Annotated in this window: 28 protein-coding genes and 3 tRNA genes; 14 read left to right on the top strand and 17 right to left on the bottom strand. The window is 50.9% G+C overall.

Annotation, left to right across the window (positions count from 1 at the left end; genetic code table 11):
* Nucleotides 1-44: 44 nt before the first annotated feature.
* The 7 genes from ORD20_RS02455 to ORD20_RS02425 form a co-directional block, all read right to left on the bottom strand.
* A complete protein-coding gene (locus ORD20_RS02455; RefSeq protein WP_103375853.1) occupies nt 45-587 on the bottom strand; it encodes a YceI family protein in 543 nt (180 codons plus the stop codon).
* 52 nt (nt 588-639) lie between these two features.
* Nucleotides 640-963, bottom strand: a complete 324-nt coding sequence (locus ORD20_RS02450) for a winged helix-turn-helix transcriptional regulator (protein WP_103375852.1) — start codon at nt 961-963, stop codon at nt 640-642.
* Between the two features lie 468 nt (nt 964-1,431).
* Nucleotides 1,432-1,953, bottom strand: coding sequence for an inorganic phosphate transporter (locus ORD20_RS02445; RefSeq protein ID WP_430626489.1), 522 nt, complete (start codon nt 1,951-1,953; stop codon nt 1,432-1,434).
* Nucleotides 1,954-2,187: 234 nt separating this feature from the next.
* Nucleotides 2,188-3,282 carry an MBL fold metallo-hydrolase gene (locus tag ORD20_RS02440; RefSeq protein WP_103375851.1) on the bottom strand — a complete coding sequence of 365 codons (1,095 nt, stop codon included), beginning with the start codon at nt 3,280-3,282 and terminating at the stop codon, nt 2,188-2,190.
* A gap of 418 nt (nt 3,283-3,700) precedes the next feature.
* On the bottom strand, nt 3,701-3,913 hold the full coding sequence (locus ORD20_RS02435) for a YwbE family protein (RefSeq protein ID WP_103375850.1): 213 nt from the start codon (nt 3,911-3,913) through the stop codon (nt 3,701-3,703).
* Between the two features lie 18 nt (nt 3,914-3,931).
* The gene (locus ORD20_RS02430; protein ID WP_103375849.1) at nt 3,932-4,441 is read right to left on the bottom strand and encodes a MarR family winged helix-turn-helix transcriptional regulator; all 510 of its coding nucleotides are present in this window, start codon (nt 4,439-4,441) and stop codon (nt 3,932-3,934) included.
* Between the two features lie 8 nt (nt 4,442-4,449).
* Nucleotides 4,450-5,526, bottom strand: a complete 1,077-nt coding sequence (locus tag ORD20_RS02425; protein ID WP_103375848.1) for an alkene reductase — start codon at nt 5,524-5,526, stop codon at nt 4,450-4,452.
* Nucleotides 5,527-6,192: 666 nt separating this feature from the next.
* Here ORD20_RS02425 and ORD20_RS02420 point away from each other — a divergent pair.
* The 5 genes from ORD20_RS02420 to ORD20_RS02400 all read left to right on the top strand — a co-directional run bounded on the left by ORD20_RS02420 (nt 6,193) and on the right by ORD20_RS02400 (nt 10,823).
* Nucleotides 6,193-6,393: a hypothetical protein gene (locus ORD20_RS02420; protein ID WP_146039057.1), complete on the top strand. Its 201-nt coding sequence runs from the start codon at nt 6,193-6,195 to the stop codon at nt 6,391-6,393.
* Nucleotides 6,394-6,566: 173 nt separating this feature from the next.
* Nucleotides 6,567-7,529, top strand: a complete 963-nt coding sequence (locus tag ORD20_RS02415) for a glycosyltransferase family 2 protein (protein ID WP_103375846.1) — start codon at nt 6,567-6,569, stop codon at nt 7,527-7,529.
* Nucleotides 7,526-7,888: a hypothetical protein gene (locus tag ORD20_RS02410; protein ID WP_103375845.1), complete on the top strand. Its 363-nt coding sequence runs from the start codon at nt 7,526-7,528 to the stop codon at nt 7,886-7,888. Before ORD20_RS02415 ends, ORD20_RS02410 begins: the two co-directional genes overlap by 4 nt.
* Before the next feature lie 123 nt (nt 7,889-8,011).
* A complete protein-coding gene (locus tag ORD20_RS02405) occupies nt 8,012-8,926 on the top strand; it encodes a hypothetical protein (RefSeq protein WP_103375844.1) in 915 nt (304 codons plus the stop codon).
* Between the two features lie 802 nt (nt 8,927-9,728).
* Nucleotides 9,729-10,823: a hypothetical protein gene (locus ORD20_RS02400; protein WP_103375843.1), complete on the top strand. Its 1,095-nt coding sequence runs from the start codon at nt 9,729-9,731 to the stop codon at nt 10,821-10,823.
* 404 nt (nt 10,824-11,227) lie between these two features.
* On the opposite strand, the gene ORD20_RS02395 is transcribed toward ORD20_RS02400, so the two are convergent.
* From ORD20_RS02395 to ORD20_RS02385, 3 genes are all read right to left on the bottom strand, one after another.
* Nucleotides 11,228-11,303, bottom strand: a tRNA-Lys gene (locus tag ORD20_RS02395).
* Nucleotides 11,304-11,316: 13 nt separating this feature from the next.
* A tRNA-Met gene (locus ORD20_RS02390) sits at nt 11,317-11,393 on the bottom strand.
* Nucleotide 11,394: 1 nt separating this feature from the next.
* Nucleotides 11,395-11,471: transfer RNA gene (locus tag ORD20_RS02385), tRNA-Met, on the bottom strand.
* A gap of 192 nt (nt 11,472-11,663) precedes the next feature.
* Here ORD20_RS02385 and ORD20_RS02380 point away from each other — a divergent pair.
* The 8 genes from ORD20_RS02380 to csrA all read left to right on the top strand — a co-directional run bounded on the left by ORD20_RS02380 (nt 11,664) and on the right by csrA (nt 16,415).
* The gene (locus ORD20_RS02380) at nt 11,664-11,879 is read left to right on the top strand and encodes a hypothetical protein (RefSeq protein WP_103375841.1); all 216 of its coding nucleotides are present in this window, start codon (nt 11,664-11,666) and stop codon (nt 11,877-11,879) included.
* 86 nt (nt 11,880-11,965) lie between these two features.
* Nucleotides 11,966-12,163, top strand: a complete 198-nt coding sequence (locus ORD20_RS02375) for an aspartyl-phosphate phosphatase Spo0E family protein (RefSeq protein ID WP_242968556.1) — start codon at nt 11,966-11,968, stop codon at nt 12,161-12,163.
* Nucleotides 12,164-12,528: 365 nt separating this feature from the next.
* The gene (locus ORD20_RS02370) at nt 12,529-12,906 is read left to right on the top strand and encodes a DUF327 family protein (RefSeq protein WP_103375838.1); all 378 of its coding nucleotides are present in this window, start codon (nt 12,529-12,531) and stop codon (nt 12,904-12,906) included.
* Nucleotides 12,907-12,928: 22 nt separating this feature from the next.
* Nucleotides 12,929-13,258, top strand: a complete 330-nt coding sequence (locus tag ORD20_RS02365) for a hypothetical protein (protein ID WP_103375837.1) — start codon at nt 12,929-12,931, stop codon at nt 13,256-13,258.
* 26 nt (nt 13,259-13,284) lie between these two features.
* Nucleotides 13,285-14,724, top strand: a complete 1,440-nt coding sequence (gene flgK / locus ORD20_RS02360) for a flagellar hook-associated protein FlgK (protein ID WP_103375836.1) — start codon at nt 13,285-13,287, stop codon at nt 14,722-14,724.
* 48 nt (nt 14,725-14,772) lie between these two features.
* Nucleotides 14,773-15,669: a flagellar biosynthesis protein FlgL gene (locus ORD20_RS02355; protein ID WP_103375835.1), complete on the top strand. Its 897-nt coding sequence runs from the start codon at nt 14,773-14,775 to the stop codon at nt 15,667-15,669.
* Nucleotides 15,670-15,712: 43 nt separating this feature from the next.
* Nucleotides 15,713-16,180 carry a flagellar assembly protein FliW gene (fliW, locus tag ORD20_RS02350; RefSeq protein ID WP_103375834.1) on the top strand — a complete coding sequence of 156 codons (468 nt, stop codon included), beginning with the start codon at nt 15,713-15,715 and terminating at the stop codon, nt 16,178-16,180.
* A complete protein-coding gene (gene csrA, locus ORD20_RS02345; RefSeq protein WP_103375833.1) occupies nt 16,152-16,415 on the top strand; it encodes a carbon storage regulator CsrA in 264 nt (87 codons plus the stop codon). Before fliW ends, csrA begins: the two co-directional genes overlap by 29 nt.
* Here the strand turns inward: csrA and fliN are convergent.
* The 3 genes from fliN to ORD20_RS02330 are packed head-to-tail and all read right to left on the bottom strand — an operon-like array spanning nt 16,351 to nt 18,198.
* A complete protein-coding gene (gene fliN, locus ORD20_RS02340; protein WP_103375832.1) occupies nt 16,351-16,776 on the bottom strand; it encodes a flagellar motor switch protein FliN in 426 nt (141 codons plus the stop codon). The genes csrA and fliN overlap by 65 nt on opposite strands.
* Nucleotides 16,760-17,680, bottom strand: a complete 921-nt coding sequence (locus ORD20_RS02335) for a flagellar motor switch protein FliM (RefSeq protein ID WP_103375831.1) — start codon at nt 17,678-17,680, stop codon at nt 16,760-16,762. Before ORD20_RS02335 ends, fliN begins: the two co-directional genes overlap by 17 nt.
* 41 nt (nt 17,681-17,721) lie before the next feature.
* Nucleotides 17,722-18,198: a flagellar basal body-associated FliL family protein gene (locus tag ORD20_RS02330; RefSeq protein ID WP_103375830.1), complete on the bottom strand. Its 477-nt coding sequence runs from the start codon at nt 18,196-18,198 to the stop codon at nt 17,722-17,724.
* Nucleotides 18,199-18,285: 87 nt separating this feature from the next.
* Here ORD20_RS02330 and ORD20_RS02325 point away from each other — a divergent pair, with 87 nt between their 5' ends.
* Nucleotides 18,286-18,822, top strand: a complete 537-nt coding sequence (locus tag ORD20_RS02325; protein ID WP_103375829.1) for a lytic transglycosylase domain-containing protein — start codon at nt 18,286-18,288, stop codon at nt 18,820-18,822.
* Here ORD20_RS02325 and ORD20_RS02320 read toward each other — a convergent pair.
* From ORD20_RS02320 to ORD20_RS02305, 4 genes are read right to left on the bottom strand one after another with little or no spacing between them, the layout of a single operon-like run.
* On the bottom strand, nt 18,819-19,595 hold the full coding sequence (locus ORD20_RS02320) for a flagellar hook-basal body protein (RefSeq protein WP_103375828.1): 777 nt from the start codon (nt 19,593-19,595) through the stop codon (nt 18,819-18,821). The genes ORD20_RS02325 and ORD20_RS02320 overlap by 4 nt on opposite strands.
* A 40-nt stretch (nt 19,596-19,635) precedes the next feature.
* Nucleotides 19,636-20,364: a flagellar hook basal-body protein gene (locus ORD20_RS02315; RefSeq protein WP_103375827.1), complete on the bottom strand. Its 729-nt coding sequence runs from the start codon at nt 20,362-20,364 to the stop codon at nt 19,636-19,638.
* Nucleotides 20,365-20,380: 16 nt separating this feature from the next.
* Nucleotides 20,381-21,280: a MinD/ParA family protein gene (locus ORD20_RS02310; protein ID WP_103375826.1), complete on the bottom strand. Its 900-nt coding sequence runs from the start codon at nt 21,278-21,280 to the stop codon at nt 20,381-20,383.
* A complete protein-coding gene (locus tag ORD20_RS02305) occupies nt 21,273-21,848 on the bottom strand; it encodes a hypothetical protein (RefSeq protein WP_430626670.1) in 576 nt (191 codons plus the stop codon). The genes ORD20_RS02310 and ORD20_RS02305 overlap by 8 nt, the downstream gene beginning before the upstream one ends.
* Nucleotides 21,849-21,894 lie beyond the last annotated feature (46 nt).

Raw genomic sequence — 21,894 nt, 5'->3', positions numbered from 1 at the left:
CTCATCGCAACACGCTCGGTATAAAAACTTTTTGGCTCAGCCCTTTAATCTTTTAGTACAGTCTCCAACTCTACCGATAGTTTTACCTTGTCTCCAACAAGTACGCCACCCGTTTCCAGCGCTTGATTCCACTGTAACCCAAAGTCTTTGCGATTGAGTTCCGCTGTCGCCGAAAACCCTGCGCGTACGTTGCCCCACGGGTCTTTGCTTGTCCCCATGTACTCGGCGCGCACCACCAACGGCTTGGTCACCCCATGAATCGTCATGTTACCTTCAATGTCATAGACATTTTCCGACACACGCCGAATGTTAGTGCTATCAAAGGTCATAGTAGGGTAATGTTCAACATCAAAAAAGTCTGCCGACCGTAAATGAGCATCACGATCTTTCTGACGCGTGTCGACGGTACTAACGTCAATCGACACATGCGCCTTGGCCGTGGTCAAGTCATTCACATCAGCAATAATTTCTCCGGATAACCCAGGAAAAGAGCCTCGCACCGTAGAAATCATCATATGCCGGATAGAAAATTCCGCAAGACTGTGATCCGGATCAATCGCCCATGTCTTTATTTCTGATGTAGCCACTATGACACACTCCTCATCATCAAATAATTTCGCATATCCTGAGGGCGGCAAGCTACTCATGCGTCCACTTTTCCCCAAATTGTCGCAATGCCTCAATCACCGGCAGCAAGTCCCTACCTTTAATTGTGAGACTATATTCGACTCTAGGCGGAATTTCCGGGTACACCACGCGTTCGACAATCTGTTCAGTCTCCAGCATCCGGAGTCGCGCAGTCAAAGTACGCGCAGTCACCCCCAGCGATTCTTCTAATTCTCCAAATCGCTTCGAGCCCTCAGCCAAGTCTCGGACAATCAGAAGAATATAGAGATCTCCCACCAGTGCCGCACCACGGGCAACGGGGCAAAGCGCGTTCGACCCATGCAAGCTACTGCTCATGATATTGTCCCTCGCTCTCAGCAAAATCTAGTGTAACGATATATAAATATCGTGTCAATACTAACTTAAATAATATTTATTTATATACCCTTACTATACTAATGTATACTATTTAGTCTACCTGCAACGGCGAGAAGAACACCAAGTGCCCACCACCGGTTCCTGAAATCGCGCAGGGCGACCTCTTCCTACCCTTTTGCGCGGGCCATCTCTTTTGGGATCATCCCCTATGTCGGCCGTTGTCATCATGCCATACCCTTGCATAGGCTATAGTTTTTCTGTTGCTTGAATAATTCAGGGCGGAGTTTAACTTGTGATAGCGCCGGTGACCATCTGACGTGATTTCGCCTGACTGTAATTGGCCTTCTTTTTCCGGTGTGTCGGGAACGACAAGCCCAACACTTTAGAGACTTCACCTATCGTGACTAATCGTGGCATATGATCAGTATGGCATAATTTTAGGCCCATTTAAAAGAAAGCGTGTGATCCCTGCGAAAGACGAACAAGCATCATGAGCACAGCCCCCATCGCCAAAGCAATAGGCATCGTAATGATCCACACGCCAATAATCTTACGAACAACTTTCCAGTGCACACGGTGACGATTAATCATCGTGCCTGATCCAAAAATGCACCCATCAGTAGCCTGCGTCGTACTCACCGGAAACCCTAAAATCGCCGCTAAACTCACGGTAATCGCCGCTGCTAATTGCGTGGTGACCGATGTTTCCGGACGCAGATGAATAATTTGTGTGCCCACCGTATTTGCAATGCGCGATCCCCCTAAAGCCAGTCCCACGGACCAGCTTGCCAACGGGAATAGGATATCAAAAGAACTCACATGATACACGGCATCATGACTCAACAACATCATGACAATCGCTGTAAGGCCAATGATTCGGTAGGTCGCAACCAAATTGCCCCCATCATTAAACCCAGAGACCATCGCAAAGGCTGATAAACTAAGAAGGAGTAAGACGATTACCGCCACTGCGTCTCCCTTCCTTCCTGCCTAGCCAAACTCGCTTATAGACCGTGACTTGCGAATCCGGATTATGAGGTAAATCGGCACTAGACGGCCTGACATTCAATAGGCCCACTGTACCCAACACAAAATCACACGTCAAGCATGACAAAACGTGGCAGAAACCATAGAAAAAGCCTAAAGGGGGAGGAAACCCCTTTAGACTTTCCGTTATTAGCCGATAGAGCTTTTCTCTTTTCTTTATGCCGGCGCGGCACACCGGTTAGGGCCAATTTCCCACGACCGCAAGATCGCTGGATCTAGGGGACCCTTCTGAGACACATTAAACGCCACAATCGGTTCATAATTCGGCGGCGTCATCGCTGACGCTGAAGCCTCGACGTGGTTGACAAAGGATTCAAGGGGTTCATGCAATAAAGGGTTTTGCGCCTGCAGGTCGCCTAAAGTGCCTGCCACAATTCCATGGTCATTGATTTCTGACCAATGGGCATAATGCGCAGGCAAAATCACGGTTTCAGGGGCTAATGATTGCAATTGCTGCAATGACCGGTGAAGATCTTCGCCCCACTCCTTAGCGTGGCCTCCAAGATCTGGCCGACCCACACCTGAAACGAATAACGCATCACCTGTCAATAAATAACGGCCGGCAATAAGAAACGAAAACGAATCCGGCGTATGTCCGGGACTGGCGATCGCTTTAACCGTCACCGCACCCACTTTAAATTCCTGGCCATCTTGCAACAAAGAAACCCCTGGGCTATTTTGACCACGCCAAAACGGAACATGGTAGCGTTCACTAAGAAAGAACCCACCTGTAATATGGTCGGCATGAACGTGAGTGTCTGCCACCGCTTTTAGTCGCCATCCGTTTTGATCAAGAATCCTTTGGTACACGTCCACAAACTGAGAAGGATCAAAGAGCATAGCTTCTCCATTTGAAGCCAATAGGTACGACAGGCAGCCTTTGCCCCGGCGCTGAATTTGGAATAACGAAAATGTGGGTTCTTCCGCCACCGCATGCAGTTCATGATACCGGTTCCAAGCTGCCATGCCTCCTTCAAGCACCGTTACATCATAGCCCTCACGGTCCATGACAGCCCCCACAGCCTTAGCCGTTTCGCCTAAAGCACACACCACGACCCACGGCGTCTCAGAGTCGAGAGCTTGTAGCGTTTTGGCATCTCGCAAAATCGAGGTTCCATCGAGGTGCTGACTTTCAATCCGTGGTCCCTCAATGTGCCAGGCCTGATAATCATCAAATGGCCTGATATCCACAACAGCTAAGGGCTTTTGGTTCATAGCCTGCCCGAACTCTTCGACAGATATGGTACGCATGAAACCCCTCCTATTCGCTAAGATACTGCATATGCAATTTAATCGTATATGCGAAACGCCTTGAAAACAATGCCTCTCATATCCTAGATGCTAAGAACTAGTGCTTTCGCAAAGCTTCAACATCCTCTGCTGAATTCTCACTTGCTCTATAGCCATTCCCATAAAGGATTTCGTCAATACCAAAACAAAACAGCAATATAACTATGCGGATAGGAGGTGATTATAATGGCATATCCCATATCCCAAGAAACAGGCGACAATCGGCAAAATGCGTAGCCCCAAAGCGAGAAACAAGACGTCAATTTAACCCGAACGCAACAAGGACAACCTTTACTATGTAGTAGTAAATAGGCACATCCTAGTAGTTTCAGAGGATGGAAGCATCCCTGAGATCAACCTCATATTTGATGCCCAACCCTTATGCGTCATCTTCGATGATTTCTTGCACACGTCCCACTTGTCCGTCAACCAAGCGCACCTTAATGCCGTGCGGATGTGTCGGGGATTTCGTCAAAATGTCTTGAATAACCCCGCGTGTAAGCCGCCCCGTCGGCTGATCCGCCTTCAACACAATATCGACGGTGAGTCCCGGTCGCAAGTCCTTACGGATCTTCCCGCTCTTCCCAGCCATAGGGTTCCCCCTGTTCTTCTAATCATGGTCGCACGACTTTGGTGAATGGGCACCAGACGATCTTAGAGACCTTCTTAATGTCCTAGAAATTTTCTCCGTCACCTCTAAAAAACACCGACGCTCGTCGGCCGTCAAGGTCGACACGGTAACCTCTTCCAGCCGCCGAAAGATTTCTCGAACTTGCCCCTCTAAGGCACGCCCGGCCTCTGTCAACATGACAAGGGTCACTCGACCATCTTGCTCCGAACGCATGCGCTGTATGAAGCCCGCGCACTCCAGCCGACTCAACGATTTCGTTACAGTCGAGTGATCTAGCTGTAAAGCCTGGCTCAAGCACTGCTGAGATTGACCGTCTTGCTTCCCTAATTCCAGCAACAACATTTCTTGGCCAGGAAATAGCCCCAATTCCCGCAGCAACTCCGCCGCTAAGCTTCGGTGAGCACGAGCCAGTAAAATAACATTCGCACTGATGAGGCAATCGGGGGACCCAGCGGGCCCCTCGTTACCTCCTTCCTCATGATAAGGCATTCAGATCCTCAGCTTTCCTGCTGGAGTTCCGCTAACGTTGGATAATCGATATAGCCGTGAGCATCGCCTCCAAAAAATGTGGCGGTATCGGCCGGATTAAGCGAGGCCCCCGCCTTCAAACGCTCAACGAAATCAGGATTCGCAAGCGCCCATGCGCCAATTGGTGCAATGTCCGCTAAGTTTGCTTCAATGTCGCTAGCAATCTGATCCAACGGTCGGCCCGCACGATTCACTAACAATACATGCGGCCATAAGGCACGAATTTCTTTCAGAAATGGATCATTGCCGCCATGCATGACATGGAGATAAACTAAATTCAGTTTGGCCAATTCCGAAATTAAATACCGGTAGAGATCCGGGCCACTTGCCCCTTCATCGAGTCCTCCCAACGTCATCCCTGGCGAAATACGAAATCCAGTCCTGTCCGCTCCAATCTCTTGAGCAACCGCCGCTGCCACCTCAATGGCAAATCGCGCGCGATTTTCTATAGACCCTCCATATTGATCCTGGCGCTGATTGGCATTTTCAGCCATGAACTGTTGAATAAGATACCCGTTAGCGCCATGAATCTCCACACCATCAGCACCCGCCCGAATAGCCGCAGCTGCTGCCTGTCGAAATTCGTCAATAGTCCTGTGAATATCGGTTATGCTCATTTCCCGCGGTACAGGAATCTCTTGCATTCCTGTCGCTGTGAACATTTCAAGCCCCGGCGCTACCGCAGACGGAGCCAAACCCAGTCGATGATGGGGTGTGTTATCCGGATGTGACATGCGTCCAACGTGCATCAGCTGAATAAAGAGGTAGCCACCCTTGTCATGCACAGCGTCGGCTACTTTTTTCCAACCCGCCACATGATTATCCGTATAAATTCCCGGTGTGAACAAGTAACCTTGTCCATCTTCCGACGGCTGTGTGCCTTCGCTAATCAACAGTCCTAGAGATGCCCGTTGGGAATAGTATACGGGCGCTAAATCACCTGGCGTACCATCAGCCTGTGCCCGACTTCGAGTCATAGGCGCCATCACCAAACGGTGAGACAACGTCATACGTCCGACCGTTACCGTCTCCCATAACTTGTCCACGTTCTCACTCCTAACTCACTATGTAATATCACTGACAATAATCAGCATGATGTTGCCTGCACTACTGTATCAGATAAATACGTGGCTAGCCACATATTTTAATCAAGGCGGTTTATAACGCGGGTAACATAGCCCCTATCCGACCAACGATGGCTGGGTTCCAAGATATTCAAAAAATTTTTGGCATTTTTCTATGAAGATCACGAATAGGCAGGATTTTAACGCGCGACTGTCGAACTTTTGCACAATTATGACCAGAGAGGGCATTATTGTCAATCCGGTTCACATTGACCATAATTCGCCGCAAGATTCGAGAATTCCCCCGACCTCAGTGGTGGGTTTTGGGCATGTCGCTGCTTTGGACTATGGGATGGACCTTACTCAAAATCCGAAGGTATACGGAGGGGCACGCCACCGTGTTTGATTTAGGCAATACGGCACCGAGCCTTTATGTTATTTCGCACGGACACTCTTTAGCATGCAATTCATTTTTAAATGAACCCATTGTACTCAATACCGACGCATATATCTTATACCTTCTAGCGCGGCCTTTTCGATTTTTGAGTGGCCCTTACTTTTTGCTTGCACTTCAATTTAAGCAACAGGGAATGGTACTATGGAGCACCAACCAAGTTGTATCGGTCTGGCCGCCCTATGTGGGCTTTTTTGCCACAAGGCAGTGCCGGTCTCAAAATCAATGCCTTCGTCTGGCAAGCTTTGACCCATCATTACACCATAATGGCACAAACCCCAGTTGGCGTTGTCTTGTCGGGCCACCAGACCTTTCCCGGTTACCCTGTATTGGCGAATGCAACCCAATTAGACGACCTCTCCGTGCCGCTTTCTCGTCTGGCAGTGGACATTTGAACCTATACGTCGTCGGCACATGCTTCTATCAGGCCAACTTGACGGCAATTTCGGTAGGATTGTTTTGGATTGGCGAAATGGAAAGAATCAATGGGTCATCCCTGCAGTCGTATTGGATAGACAAGGTCGCATAAGTCTATCTGCGTGATTATCCAAAAGAAATGAGGACAAGTATGAAACTCGCAATTGTGGTACCAGTCTACAACGAACAAGATGGACTAGAATCGTTTTACATGGCCTTACGGGATGTCATGATGACCCTAAATTATTTCTGGCAAGTATTATTTGTCGACGACGGCAGTGAGGACAACTCATGGTCCGTCATTCAGAAACTCTCAACACGGGACCCAAAAGTTAAGGGGATTCGGCTTTCACGCAATTTCGGGCATCAGACAGCCCTGGCCGCAGGATTAACACATATTAGTGCTGATGCTGTAATCACCATGGATGCGGATTTACAACATCCTCCTGACCTTATTCCTCAACTCGTGGCCCAATGGCAACAAGGATACGCTGTCGTCAACACCATTCGACTCGAAACCGACTCAGTCCATTCATTGAAACGGTATTCCTCGGCGATATTTTACCGTCTCATCAATCTAATCTCCGAGGTGCCCATTACACCAGGAGGTGCCGACTTCCGATTGTTAAGCGAAACAGCATTACAGGCCTTGCAGTCCATGCCGGAACGCCAACGATTTCTTCGGGGCATGGTGAGTTGGATCGGGTTTTCTCAGACCGCTATACCCTTTGTTCCACGGCCTCGACAGTATGGTCAGTCTAAATATACATGGCGCAAAATGATGCATCTCGGACTGAACGGATTAACGTCTTTCTCTATAGCTCCACTACGCTTGTCTCTTCTGTTCGGAGTAATGAGCATCGCTGTCGCATTGCTGTACGCAATTTATGTCCTGGGGGTCAAAGTCTTTTCCCACACCGCACAACCGGGATGGGCCTCCATCATTGGTATCGGCTTATTTTTTGGCGGCGTTCAGTTGTTTAGCCTTGGGATACTAGGAGAATATTTAGGGCACGTGTTCGCGGAAGTCAAACATCGACCGTTGTTCTTTGTTCAGGAAACGGCGGGGATCATGACGCCGACTACGTCAAATATACCCGCGGAGTCGCAATGACGCTGACTAACTGGTTGCTTATCATCTTCTATGCTATTCTATCGTCCAGCGCTCTGATGCTCATGAAGGCGGGGCTAGCAAATCCCTCATTCCACCTACAAGTACGACCCCAATTCTCCATTATGCTCTCTTATACAGCGGTAGTTGGTATAGTTCTATATATTGCGAGTTTTATCACTTGGCTCGGTATCATCCGGAACACTACCATCGTGCTCGCCTATCCATTGAGCATCGGCCTCGTCCAATTAGTGTTGGTAGCCACATACCGTTTATTACTGCACCAACGTTTGTCAGTCCCCATTGTTCTTGGATCGGCTCTAATTCTCGCCGGGATCGTTGTGCTATCGCGGGCATCGTAACGCCCATAGGCTTTGTAGCATCATCCGCGCCGGGCACCATGGAGGCAATTCTTGACAGGCCGCGCACGTCTGCCAGACAATTCCATTAGATCGTATTCCTAGGATATTGGAGGTCTACTCCCTATGAAAAAGCATGTCTTGTCGATCGGTCTTGCGCTTGGATATGTCGCGGGCATGGTCTCAGGCCCTGTCCAGGCCGCGACGGTTCCCACCACACCCGGATCGCTCGTGCGGTTTATTGGGGAACCCGATGTCTATCAACTCATCAATCACCAACTTTATTGGATTCCCTCGGGCAAGCTGTTTCAAGCCGCTAGTGAGAATTGGCATTACGTGACCGTCCTGCCCGATACCGTGCCGCGTCCCCCGATTGGCGGAACGCTACGCGTGTATACGAATGACGCGCATATCCTCGCATCCGGGTCCCCCACACTGCCATCGGAGGTGGAACCGGTTTGGCTCTACAATGTCCATTCCCAGACGCTCTACCGGTGGCCGGTGAATGGCACGGTGGGCAATGATCCATGGTTTATGACGGTCCTTCGTGCCAATGGCATCGCCCCCAATCCGCCGAACGATATGATCCTGAGTCTCGGTACGGCGGGACAAACCTTTGGCACCATCACCAATCCGTTACCCGTGCCCTTGAGTCCATGGCCAACAAATCCCGCGTCCGTCTCCTTCGTCTCCCATGAAACCAGCGCGCAAGGCGTGACCTATCGGTTGGCAGGCAGTCCTCGGGTCTACTGGGCCTCCGGGGGCACCTTGCACTGGATTCCCAATCCGGCCACCTTTGACGCGGCGGGATTTCGCTGGACCCGCGTCGACACCGTATCCCACCTGACGGCCCCGATAGGCTATCCTGTTTTAGTTCGTGCACAGACAGCCCCTCAAGTGTACGTCGAAGGCTCCCACACACTACATTGGGTGCCTTCACCGAGCCAGCTCACTGCCGACGGCTTCCGATGGGCGGACGTACTGACCGTCTCCCATCTCCCCGAACCCGTTGGGAATCCATGGGCACCCTCCACACCGTAAAAAACGCGGCAAAACTGGCCCCATGACGCGCCAATGTCTCCCAGCCTGGGAGAAGATTGGTCATCGGGGCCGTTTTTCGCGTCTTAGGTTCTTCAAGGGTCATCAGAGACGGGGTGTGAGAATTCCTGCCTAGATTGATCCCTTCATCCTGATTAGTCGTCGGTACCCAACACCAGTTGAACCGCTTGTTCTTTAAACGTTCTGTCATACGGATTGGCCACCGGATTCACCTCCCGTGAAAAAGGTTGTATCATCCTGTCAATTCGGGGTGTCCACAATTAGACTGACATCCAAACTGATCAGAATTCCCCATTTCCACCACGCGATCCGGAATCGGCCGGTGTCATCATTCTATCTACACTACACAAATCCTTAACTACCTAAACCAAGACAAGGACTGGAAAGCCATAAATATTTGCGTTCGCACTATAGGCTCATCCAGTTATTTTTGATCGGGTCCTGCGTTACAAATTCAACCCCACATACGACATCCCGGTCTTCCCGCCGCATGTCGATGTACGCCAGCGCCGTCCTCCTCATATGATTGAGGATCTGGTGAATTATCGCACCATCTAGAAACGCCCCTGCGTTCCATCCCGCAGAGCATCGTCAAAAACGAGACCTAGGACGCCGTCGTCCCACGCTGCGCGCAAAATCAGCCCCTGAAGCCAAATCTTTCGGATCTCACGACATATCAGGGGCCGAGCCTTCCTCCGGCGCGGCTCCTGTCAAACATTGCTGGTAACCGGCGTAGGCCGGGGGGCGTTATTCTAAGGTAGAGCGGATTAGGAGGCTTGATGACATGATCATACGACACAATGGACTCGTCGGCGCAGCCATTTTGTTGGGCAGTATAGTCCTCACTGGCTGCGGTACGACCGCGCCTCCCGTGGCCAGTGCTCTCCCTCCGCATTCACACACGGTGAGTCCCGCGCCTAGTACATCCCCGCGGTCATCCCGTCCTATGTCCCCTTCCCCCACATCGTCGCCCGCCGCGTTGAGGGCTTCCACACCCGCGGCCCCATTGTCATACGTGACCTATCACAACAGCATTTGGGGATATTCTGTAGCCGTGCCCCAATCGTTTACCGAATCGGGACCCGTCGAAGATCGGGATGGAAGGTCATGGAGTTCCGGCTCGGTAAATATTGTCGTGTACGGGGAATATAGTAACGCCATGGGACACATTGAAACGGTCACATCTGCGTTGAGCACTTTGGACCATCAGAAACACCCTGCGTATCAGGCCCATGGATCCGATTGGCTCGTCGTGTCTGGAATCCATGGCTCCCAAATCTATTACACCAAAGAATTCATTGGATCCACTCATAGGGATGTGCTGTCCATCTCGTATCCTGCAATCGACAAGAACCATTGGTCATCGATAGTCAGTGCGGTATCCCGTTCATTTACTCCTGGGGAGCTATCTAACGTGACCCCTGCACCGGGTTTATTCCAAACACAACGGGTCACGATCCCCCCCAGTATTACCGTACAATTAGAGGTTCCATCGGGTTGGACAAAACAACGCTGGAGTGCGGGAGATGCTGGGGGCTTCGTATGGGTTAACCCATTGAATTCCGCTGAATGGGTTCGGATGCTATTTAGTGGCAATGCTGGAGCCCTGTTAAATAATCAAGGGCACTATGACGTAACCCAGTTTATTAATAACCCCGGTGTACAATGGCGTGTTATTCAGGCGACTCAACTCTCTGGCCAATTCACCATTCCGATCGGTGGCATTTCTATTCCCATCGGGAACATCAATTTCAATAAATATGTTGTCTATGGCTATGCCGCAGTCATTACACGTCCAAGCCCTTTGGGCGTGGAAATTGATGCAGTCGCTCCGAAAACTGTGGCGAAAGTCATTTCGACTAGTGTGATAATTCGTTGACAAGTGCCGCATCAATTATCCATAGTGATACCTCCTTCTCGCCAATTTTAACCGGTAGTTCGACAGCCATTAGCTTCGACGCATTGGAAATCGTTGACGTTGATAAAATGACAGAAAAATAAGTCCGCCATCAGGATGTTAGTCTAAATTGTGGACACCTCGAATTGCGACAGGATGATACAATCATTTTCACGGGTTTTGTGGATAGCGGACATTGGAAAGCGGAGGACCAAGCTCTGCGCAATTGGCCCCGGCGTATTCGGGATCTCGAAAAAAGGCCCACCGACCTGCGCTGGGCGGAAATTGTGCGGAAGACCGCAGGTATTTCATCAGATTTGGAGCTATTTTTCGGCCTACCATGGCCCGACTGAAACCCCGGAAAGTAAAGCAGGGAAGGAAAAACATGGTGGGCGCGCACAGATTCGAACTGTGGACCCGCTGATTAAGAGTCAGCTGCTCTACCAACTGAGCTACGCGCCCGCATTATATGATATGGTAGCGGCGGGTGGACTCGAACCACCGACATCACGGGTATGAACCGTGTGCTCTAACCAACTGAGCTACGCCGCCATGGTTGCGGGGACAGGATTTGAACCTGCGACCTCCGGGTTATGAGCCCGACGAGCTACCAGACTGCTCTACCCCGCGATATTAAGTCTTCCCACGCACAAATGATAGTATAGGAGCGTCATGATTATTTGTCAAGGAGCTTTTCTCGACAACTGACCGCTCTTCCAATGACGATACACTTAAACACCGCTGTATTGGTCACCATTTTTTACGCGGTGTGATACACTATGTCATATCAAACTACCGGACAGTGCACAAGGAGGCGCAGCGATGGCGCGTAAAACAAGACTGGGTGGTTACGACATTAGTATTGAAAAAAACCAAGAAGGTATTCATCTTGCTGTCAAACCCACTCCGGGCCATGCTCAAGCACAGGCTGAAGTCTTCCAAATGTTTGACCAGTTCCGCAATACAGCCCGACAAGCAGGAGTAGGGGGCGCAGAAATTTTCGCCTACTGGCTCAAGAAACAGTTGCGGATAAAGTAACATTTTTTTCCATAAATACCACGATCTTGAATATCTTAAGGATCGTGGTATAATTTTTTTATTCAAATCCACAAAGGGAGGGCATCATGAGCCCACTTAAGAGTGTTGCGGAATATCACCGTGCCATTGAACGCATTCGCATTCTGCAAGGAGTGCTCGATACTTTAGCTAAAATGAAGGGGAACATGGATCCCGACGTTCTCGCTGTGAGTCAAGAGATCGATTTGTACATTGTACGAGTGCAACAGTATTGGCAATCGCAATGCCAAAAAGGTGCTATGTAATAGCATCCGATATGTCGGAGACTACACCTTGGCTTCGTAGATAGTGGACAAATAGTGCATCTAACTCGTGGCTTACAGCCGCTAAGGTGTCGTCTGACAAATCATTAGTCACTGCATAGATACGGTCAAGTTCATTTTGTAGTTGCCGTATGGTTTCTAACATGGTGTTTGCATGGGAATTTGCCATTCTTTTTTTCTCCCCTTCTACAGTATGTCGGATAAAGAATGCGCCTAGACATTTCTACATTTTTTCCAAAAAATCCTTCCTCTTTTTGCAAAAACCGCAAAGAATTTTCGCTAAACCCGCCCTATTTTTCGTACTTTCGACAATCGTCTCGTACAATAAAAATATGGAAGCACAAAAAGTGTCGACGCGCTTGGCCCATACGACCTCTAGCTTGTCATCGCCACCCACTGCCCGTCAGCCGAAAGTTGATCTGACCAAGCAGTGGGAACGACTCGACCAACAAGAACATCGTGTGCTCACGCGCATGACACTGGAAGCCGTAGACGCTTATACGCGGACGGTTAAAGAGATGTTGCGCGGGGCGCTGGACGAGCAGCAAACGGAAATCGGAGGATATTTCTCTCCATCTGGGGGGTTTCGCTATATGGTCCGGATCAAATCGGTATCTACGGAACTGGAAAATCTGCGTCAGGCCATCCTTCATCACTCCCCCGCTAGTGTGGTCATGCAGCGGATGGATCTAATTCGCGGATTACTTTGTGATATTTTGCTATAGCGCACAGACCAAAGGAGAACTCATGACTGTTTTTGAAACTATCATGGATGCCTTAACACAACTCGAGGAATTGACCGAACGAAAAATTGAAGCGGCTACCCAGAGAAATTCGACGGTGCTCTTGCAATTGCTTCAATCGGAATTGGATCCACTAACTCAAGTCAATCGGTATCTTTTTGACATTGCTCGCCTCACTGACGAAGAGCGAGACGTCTTGCGCCGTCATGCGGAACATTGGCAAGCACGCTCCCAGCTTTTAAGTACGGTGCTACAAAGCCAATTAGGCTATTGTGATTTTGTCCTCACTCTACTCGGGCAGTCACAGCAACCATCCGTCAATGTTAATTTTTAGGACATTTCGTGAAGGAAGGTGATCGCATGTCATTTATGATGTTGAATATTGCAGGCCGCAGCCTCTCTGCCCAGCAATTAGCGATGGAAGTAACCGGAAATAACTTGGCCAACGCCACGACCACCGGCTATCACAATGAAATAGCGAATCTCGTCGAAACACCACCCATCCCATCGTCTCAGCTCAATGGCTCCTTGCAAGGGCAAGGCGTCAGTGTCGATGCCATTACGCGGGCATCTAATGCGTTCTTGGCTCGCAGTGTACGGACCCAACTCGGAACTACCGGCTATTGGCAGAGCATGAACACCAGTTTGTCTCAAATCCAAAATGTCTTTCAAGAGCCTTCCGCCAGTGGCTTGTCTGAGGCGATGGGAGCCTTTTTTAATGCCTGGCTGACGTTATCCCAGACCCCTTCAAGTTTGTCAGCGCGCCAAGCCGTCATTGACCAAGGAAAAAATTTAGCCAGTACGTTTAATAGCATGGCCAATCAAATCACCGGCGAAATACAAAATATCAATCAGAGCGTCGTCAATACGGTCCAAAAGATTAATACCATTACCAGTCAAATCGCCCAACTGAATCAACAGATCAGCGCCGTCACGGGCGCAGGCGGATCGGCCAATACGCTTTTGGATCAACGCGGCACATTAATGAACCAACTAAGCCAATTGGTCAATATCTCTTATACCGTGAATCCGGACCAAAGTGTCAATATCTATTTGGGCAGCAATGCCTTAGTCATCAATCAAACGGCCCATAGCCTCATGACCAGTGCTCCGACCACAGCCAATAGCGTCGACCAAATAGCTTTTCATGATAATCCGTCACAAACCCTCAATGCCTCGAATGGGTTGCAAAATGGAGAATTGGCTGGCCTTTTAACGGCGGGGAATCAAAATTTACCTGGATATCTCACCTCTCTTGATGCCCTGGCTGGGGATCTCGCGTCTGCGGTCAATGCGCAACAAGAGGCCGGATACACGTTAAATAGCGCCACTAACGGTCCCATTTTCTTTACGTCCTCCTTGTCCTCGACAGCTCCCGTGACGGCGTCAACAATTCAAGTCTCTTCAACCTTGACATCACAAGACGTCGCTGCCGCACAAAACCCTAACGCCCCGGGCGATGGTAGCAACGCCTTGACTATTGCCAATATGATCTATCAACCCGAAATATCCCCCACAACGGGGACTTTAGACACCACGTCAACGGGCGTGACGTTCAATCAGTTTTATACCAATTTAGTCGGGCAAGTGGGCAACGATGGTCAACAAGCCAGCAACCAGTTCGCAAGCGCCCAAAACACCTTGAACTCTTTGCAAAATGCTCAAGAGAGTGCCACCGGCGTCGATGTCAACGAACAATCGGCACAACTCATTCAAGAACAGCAAAGTTACCAAGCCGCCGCGCAATTGGTCAGTGTGGAACAGTCCACCATGGCCAGTTTGTTGGCCGCCGTCAGCTAATCCTATCTCAGGCCAATGGGCCTTCATTCAATTCGTAGGAGGATCGCTATGCAGATTACACCCCTTACCATTCGCAATAATCTTTTGGCCAACATGCAAACCCAATACCAAACGATTAATCAATTGCAAGAAGAAGCATCGACCGGACAAAGCTTTCAAGTCCCATCGGACAATCCCGAAGCCGTCACGAGCACCATGAGCCTGAGTGCGGCCCTAACCGAAACCACGGCATATCAAAATTCGGCAACCGCCGCTCAAAATGTCCTAAACGTCACCAGTGGTGCGTTACAAAACATGCAACAACTCTGGCAAAAAATGATATCGGTTACAGTCCAAGCATCAAGCAATGCGCTGACGCCAACCGACCGTCAGGCCCTAGCCCAAGAAGTGGAACAGGCCCAAACCTCGCTCGGACAATTACTCAATACCCGTTATGAAGGGGCTTACATTTTCAACGGCTATAACCAAGACACGCCGCCGGTGACCGCCTCTGGCGTCAGTCTACCGACCAGCACTCAGTCGAGCATCTATCAAATTGGTCAAAATGCTCAAGTCACCATCAATCTCACAGGCATGGAAAATGCGGGGCAGCCCAGCGGCACCAACTACCTTGCTACCGTATATAACGACTTAAGCCAACTCGCCACGGCTGTAACCACTAGCGCCTCGGCCAGCCAAGCGATGCTTGGCACACTTCAAACCGATGAGGGCTACTTATCCACAGCACAGAGTATTGTGGGAGGCCGCATGCAGCGAGTGACCCAAGCTCAAACGCAGTTGACCACCTTAGCTCAGAACCTCAATCAAACCATAGCACAAGTATCTGGTGCCAACATGACAGCCGTTACGGTACAGCTGACGCAAGAAGAACAGGCCTACCAAGCCGCCTTACAAAGTGGTGCCCAAATTCTCTCCATATCTTTACTAAATTACATTCATCCATAGAGGCCGCCATAGCGGGATATCATGCAAGGGAGAGATTAATAGGATGATGACGCAAAATACCATTCGGACCCGTTTTCATGGGGAAATCACCATTGTCGACCACGATATTCTGGTCATGGATTATCCCATTTTAGGGTTTGCGAATCACAAGGAATTTATTTTACTCCCACACCGCAGCGACAGCCCATTTTTATATTTACAGTCCATCACTGATCCCACTCTCGCCTTTATTGTCATTGATCCGTATACCTTTGATGCGACATATACGGTGCCCGCGAATGAATTGCCGGACTTGGGGAATCAGGAGACGTGGGCGATTTTATGCATTTGTACGGTCACACACTCCGCAACCGGCGCTCTAAAAGCCACGGTCAACCTCAAAAGTCCGCTAATCATTAACCGGGAGACGCGGCATGGCGGCCAATTTGTGTTATCCTTACCCTATTCATATCAATATCCCTTAATAGGGGAGGACACCACAAATGCTGGTACTGAGCCGAAAAACCGATGAAGCTCTGATTATTGGCGAAGGCGAAATCCGCATCGTCATCTTGGGAGTGCAAGGCGATCAAGTCAAACTGGGCATTGAAGCTCCTCGCGCCGTCAGTGTCATGCGCGAAGAGCTTTTTCGTGCCCAGAAAGAAAATGCTCTGGCGGCTCACTCGGTGTCCCCAGATGACCTTAGTGATTTGAAGGCCCCGGCTCCGGTCCCGCCATCTCCTTCACCGAAGCCAAAATCTCCGTAATCTTAACCCCAAACTGTTCCCCCACAATCACCACCTCACCACGTGCCACAATGCGGCCGTTCAGAAAAACATCAACAGGTTCGCCGTAGGCTCGGTCGAGTTCCACCACGGACCCCGGTCCCATTTCTAGGACATCATGCACTGCTAATGCGCTTGTCCCCAAAACAACCTCGACGTCCATGGGTACATCCCAGAGAAAATCTACGCCCGCCGTTTGCCCAGGCCGCGGCACCGCGGGGCCGGTTAATTCGGCAAACTCTACGGGACGTGCTTCAATCTCTTCGGCACCGGACGTATCAGACAACCCTTGCGTCAGCGCTGCCAGCTCCTCAGGCGTTAACCGACTATTGTTTTCCGCCATGTTCATCCTCCTTGTCGGCAATTCGTGCCGTAATCCTGACGGCCAAATGTCCTCCCATACGGCCAGCCAGCACTTGAAATTTTTCTTGATGCGCGACAGTCATCACGAGCGGTTGATCGTAGCGGTTCTTTAAGATCACCACATCTCCTGCCTTCAATTGATGGAACTCCCCCAAAGACAACGCTGTGCGCCCTAGAACGACTTGGGCCGGCACCTGGGTGTGATGCACATGTCGCACCATTTCCTGAGGCCGCGGCATAATCTCTTGATCATCTTCTCGCCCTAAAGCATGTCGGCCTAACAACATGGCAAATGGTTGAATGGCGGGATACGGCCAGACCCAAGAGAGTTTCCCTTTGTGGCTATCAATGGTAATTTGCTGCTGTTGGACGACCACCAGATCTCCCTCCGAGGCAACCTGGGTGAAAGCAGGGTTATACTCAATCGCATCCACCGCGGCTTCAAACGGCATAAGCGAGGACCAGTTTTGACTGAGTAAGCTCAACAGCCGTTCCATAATGCGGCGGTAAATAGTCTGCTCAATTTCTGTTAATTCGCGGTTGGGAAAGTGCCCTGTGCCTGGTCCCCCTAACGCGCGATCAATCATCGCGAGGGTGACTTCGGGTGAACTTTCAAAGAGACCAGATCCTGACTGATTAATGGTAAAAAGCGCTAACACACTCGGAATCGCCACGGTCTCCACATACTGCTCATAAGGCATCTGCTCGGTGCTCAAATGCTGGATTTGTACGGGCGTGCGCAGGTAGGTCGACAAGAAGTTTGACGCCATACGCAGATATGACTCCATCATCAACGTAATGGCATCCAACTGCAAGCGGCTGAGCTGATGCGGCCGTTGAAAATCATACGGCCTTACTTCTTTAAGATCTTTGACGAGTCCCATCCTATTTCCTCTCTTTTCATCCGCCTCATTTCCATCGCGAATTACTGGGTCATAAGCGATGAGAAGTATATGGGGCCAATCGTATTCGGGCCAAAAATCGATTCCAAAACCGTTCGCACCTGCGTCTTAAATGTCGACAACCCTCCGGACGCCGTAAACTCATGGTATGGAGTACTGCGGGCTAGATTAATCAAATCATTACGGATGCGCGCATCAAGAACCGGAGAACCCGTTCCCGATCCCCCTTCAGCCCCTGCCTTGCTTCCCCCTTGGCTCGTTAAGGCCGCTAATGCTACATCAAATTCCACATTAAAGCTGACATAATGCCCAGAACTGCCTAAGTTGCTTTCAATACCGGATTCCGTAACCGAAACAGCTGTCAGAGGATTATACGGCAATGCTTCCACCACGGGTTTCGGCGCATGGCTCAACAAGGACGGATCCCCAAAAATCAAGCCAGCCGCACCAGCTCCTGCCCCCAACAAAAATACGAGAACAAACACCAAAAACTTTTTCATCCTGAAAATCCTCCCTAAAATCCCCCTAATTGTTCCTCAATCGCGCACGGTGCCTGTACACTGAAATCGAGGAGGGTACCTTGAACAATGGAACCATTACTGTTATGGGCGCTTGAAACCCTATTTTTCAATGAATTTACCCCACCAAGCACCTTGCCCAGCCCGTTTGCCACGGCGCTGTCAGAGGCCCAAAACAACGCAGCCACCCCAGAATCTTCGCAACCGTCCGCATCCATAGAAGCCTCTATTCAGCAAGCGGCCGCCAGCACGGGTTTGTCGCCCGCTTTGCTTCAGGCCGTAGCCACGGTTGAGTCGTCTTTGAATCCCGAAGCCGTCAGTTCGGCGGGCGCTGTTGGAGTCATGCAATTGATGCCAGGTACGGCGGCAGAGTTGGGCGTCAATCCCTATAATGCTGAGCAAAACATCATGGGGGGTGCCGAATATCTGAAAAGCTTGTTCGACTCGTTTCATGGCAACCTCCCTTTAGCCATCGCGGCATACAATGCGGGTCCTGGTGCGGTAGACCATTTTGGTGGCATCCCGCCTTATGAACAAACGCAGCAATACGTACAAAAGGTGCTCGCTACCTATCAAGCGCTGGCGAATACGCCGTCACCGTCTTAAGTCGTAATTTGTGTTAATCCGCGGCTAAGCGTTTCTTGGACGCTCATGACTTTAGCGCTTGCGGAATAGGCCGTTTGGGCCACAATCATATCAACAAGCTGCGACGCGAGACTTACGCCGCTGCCATTGAGGGCTCCATCCTCCAGCGTTCCAGCCCCTTGGGTGCCGGGCGCTGCGAGGATAGCTGGGCCCGAAGCCAAAGAGGCTTGATAGAGGTTATGACCCACACTGATCAACCCTTCAGGATTAGCAAAAAGCGCCAAAGATATCTTGCCAATGGCTTTTAGTGGTTGCCCAGCTGGCCCCGCCATCACCGTTCCATTGGGCGCAATGGCCCATTCTTGACCAGGCGGCACCGTCACCGGGGGATCTAACAAACTGCCCCCTGGCAAAGTTAGCTGCCCCTGACCGTCTTCTTGCAGCGACCCGTCGCGGGTATAGGCCACTGTCCCGTTAGCGGTTTTGACTTGAAAAAACCCTGAGCCATTGATGGCCACATCATGGGGATTCGAGCTGGACATCATTTGGGTACCAAACAAGGCGACATCTTGACTCATAAACGCCCCCGCAGTATAGCCTAATTCCGGCTGCACCGTCTGGGACCCCACCATACGGCCTGCTGCGCGACTCACCACATTGGGGCCGTTACTAAAAGCCGTGAGCCGCTCGCCATAGCCGGGAGTTTGGTTGTTGGCCACGTTGCTCGCAATCGCATTTAACCACAAATTACTAACCTCAATCCCACTTTGGGCTGCATGCAGCACACTAAACATCTCTAACGCCTCCTACCTTGTCATTTGCCATGCTAGTCACTTACCCAAGAACCCCCAAGGCTCCAGCCGTCTTCAGCCGAGTGCTTTCTTCATTCACCAAGGACGTCAGGGACTGATAGGTTTCTTCGGCTTGCATCAAATCCACGGTCTCTCCCGTTAGACTGCCATTTGAGGTGTTGACCGCGCCTTGAATCACGTTTCCCGTAAAGGCTTGCGGTGTCTTGGACTGATACAAACCTCCCCCCAGACTGGTTAATCCCGCTGCGGGTAAATCGACCAATCCTAACGTGCCAAGCGTGACGTTATTTTGGGACAGCACCCCAGTAATACTGACGGTAAAGGGTCCTGGAGCCAGATGCACCGGCTTTCCTGATGACAACAAAACCAGATCGCCATTGGCAGTTGCCAACTGTCCTTGAGAAGTCTGATGAAACCGCCCATCTTGGGTATAGGCGACGCCACCACTTGGCGTTCGCACGGCAAAAAAGCCGTTTCCAGAAATGGCCAGTTCGGAAAACACCCCCGTGGAACGGATGGCACCCGGGGCCACATCGTATTGCGAGATGACGGCTTGTGCGGAAATCACTTGGCCAATGGCCTGGGTGGATTGTGGCCCTACCGCCAGCACCGTCTGGGGTAAAAATCCCACCACCTGCGTCTTTTGAGCCAGGTAGCCCAAGGAGTTTTGGTTGGCTATATTACCCGCTGTCGCTTGAAGAATTTGATGTTGCGCTAACAGGCCTGATGCCGCGGTATATAAAGCATTCATGCAAGGCGTCTCCTTTCTATGACGGTAACGTAGGCCATAAGGCGGTCATTCGGGCAACAAACTGTCCAAAGCGCCCGCGCTTTGGCGGCTGAATGCGGTGAATCAGACGGTCGGCTAAGTGTCCAATATCCATAGCCGCTGGAGACGCGGGATACAACAGCAACAACGGTTCTTGTCGGCTTATTGCCCGCTTCGCATGCGGATCCTCATGCACAGTCCCCATAAACTCGACTTTCTGGTCCAAGACCTTCATCGCCAAGGTGACAATGCGCATCGCCATCTCCTCTCCGCTCTGAGCGGTGGTACTGCGGTTCATGACCAACTTCAACGCGACGTGGCCTTTAGCCTCCCACACGGCTTTAATCAATCCATAAGCATCCGCTAACGCAGGCGGCTCAGGATTGGACACGACCAGCGCCTCGTCGGCCGCCAACACAAAGGCCAGCACGTTGGCGGCAATGCCCGCACCGGTATCGACCAATAACCAATCACATTCGCTCTCCAACTCCTGAAATCCTTCTATAATCCCCGAGATTTCGACAGGGTCTAGGCTCGCCAATGCACTAATCCCCGACGCCCCAGGAATGATGCGAATCCCCAAGGGACCTTTTTGCATCACATCGGTTAAAGTCGCCGCACCTTGAACGACATCCCACAAGGTAAAGCTGGGCTCATACCCCATTAAGATGTTGATATTGGCCAAACCAAGGTCGGCATCTAAGATAACCACCCGCTGTCCTCTCTGCGCTAACGCAAGGGCCAAGTTTAAGGTCAACTGGCTTTTGCCTACGCCGCCCTTCCCTGACGTCACGGCGACCACACGGCTGCCTTGCGCGCGTTCCTCTAACACCGTTTCTTGGGCCTTAAGACTTTTCTCGCGAATCCACTGACGCAACCTTTGGGCTTGATCAGCCATGATATGCCCCGCCTCTCATCAGCCACTGGGCCAAGCCATCGGCTGACGCCGGTCCGATATCTTCCGGCACATTTTGACCATGCGCGATATACGCCAAGGGCCATTGCAGATCCATCAAAGCGCCGAGGACCGTACCTGGTGAGAGCACTTCATCCACTTTCGTCAGACATAAACTCACCGCGTGATCTCCTGCTAGCGTCTGGGCTGTCTTAACGAATAGGGACCGAGACGCGGTAGCCGGCATACACAAAAGGACGTCTGTAGCGTGAGCGTACTTCATGACACTTTGACTCTGCCGAATTTGCATGGGCTGGCTCAGACTATGACCTGGAGTATCCACAAACACCACTTCGGGACTGTGTTCCCGAATGATTGCCGGCAGATCCTGCGGCCGGTTGGCCACGGCAACCGGCACATCTAAAATGCCGCCAAATGTCTTGAGTTGCTCGACAGCAGCGACCCGGTAGGTATCTGTGGTCACAAGCAGTACAGACCGCCCCAATTCCAAACGCGCATAAGTAGCGAGCTTGGCAATTGTCGTGGTCTTGCCGGCGCCGGTCGGTCCGATGACAACAAATCCCAGCGCTCATCTTGAGTTGTCTGGATTCTCTCCA

Origin of the sequence: Sulfobacillus thermotolerans (genome assembly GCF_039623705.1) — a bacterium.
GTDB lineage: Bacteria > Bacillota > Sulfobacillia > Sulfobacillales > Sulfobacillaceae > Sulfobacillus > Sulfobacillus thermotolerans.
Note: the sequence above shows the minus strand (reverse complement) of the source record. Positions and strands in the feature narration are given on the sequence as shown.